Genomic DNA, 1,221 nt, shown 5'->3' on the forward strand with positions numbered 1-1,221 from the left:
CGTGCACGACCATGACGACGCGACCGCAGCGGGCGAACGCTGGTTCGACTACGCGGCGGCGCACCCGCACTCCAGCACGGAGATCGGCGGAGTGGCCGTGGTCGCCGGCCCCGCACCTGAGACCGCCGAACTGCACGCGCTGATCGACTTGGTCCGGGCGGCCCACCCACCACTGCGCGACCGGGCCCGCCCACGGGGCACGAACACGGCAGGACCGGCCGAGCCCGCCGATCACCTCGATGAGGTCGCGCTGCCCGCACACGGCGGCGACGCCGCACTGCACGCCGCGATCGAGCACGTATGCGCCCGGCCGCTCAAGGACGTCACCTGGGGCATGACCCTGCTCCACGGCCACCGCGACAACGAGTTCGCCCTCCTCCTCCGCGCCCACCACGGCCTCCTGGACGGCATGTCCCTGATCGGGATCACCCTCGCCGCGCTGCAGGAACCCGGCCTCCCACACCGCCGCACACCCCCCGTGCCCCCACCCTCCTGGACGACCACTCGCGTGCGCGCCCTGCTACGCACGGTCGCCGGCCTCGCGTTGTCCACGCACGCAATCAGCCTCGGCCCCGCGCGCGTCCAGGCTCCGACCGGCCCACCCAGTCGCTTGTGGGTTCACACCCCACTGCCCCGCATGAAAGCCATCGCGCGGGCGGCCGGCACCAGCCTCAACGACGTCTACCTGGCCGCCCTCGCCGGCGCCCTGCGCCCCGGGCTGCCCGACTGTGCCACAAGCACCGTGCGGGCGATGGTCCCCCTCAATACCCGGCGCGGCCACACGAGCACCGCATTGGGCAACTTCCACCGCGGCGTCCCCGTCGCCCTGCCCTGCCACCTGCCCACCGCCACCGAGCGCCTGGCCGCCACACACCTGGCCACCGCCAACATCCGGGCCAGCCACCGCGACCCCGACGCGGACGTCCTGTTCGAGACCCTGCCCACGCGCTGGCACGGCAGAATCCTGGCACGAGCCCTGCACCCGCGCCGCACCACCTTGCTGGCCACCCATGTCCCCGGACCCGCACGTCCCCTCGAACTCCACGGCCACACCATCCACACCTTGCTGCCGCTGATGTTCCTGCCCGCAGGACACCACCTGTCGGTCTGCCTGGGCGAATACGCCGGAACCGCGCACCTGGCCCTCGTCGCCGACCCCAGCCTCCCCGACCTCGACGAACTCCCCACCCGCTGGCTCGCCGAACTCGACGCGCTCGAAGC

General features: G+C 73.1%; 1 protein-coding gene. It reads left to right on the forward strand.

Going from position 1 to position 1,221, the window contains the following annotated elements; translation table 11 throughout:
* On the forward strand, nt 1-1,221 hold a 1,221-nt coding region (locus ABD374_RS31580), incomplete at both ends, for a WS/DGAT domain-containing protein (protein ID WP_344500058.1).

Source organism: Streptomyces enissocaesilis (assembly GCF_039533765.1).
GTDB lineage: Bacteria > Actinomycetota > Actinomycetes > Streptomycetales > Streptomycetaceae > Streptomyces > Streptomyces enissocaesilis.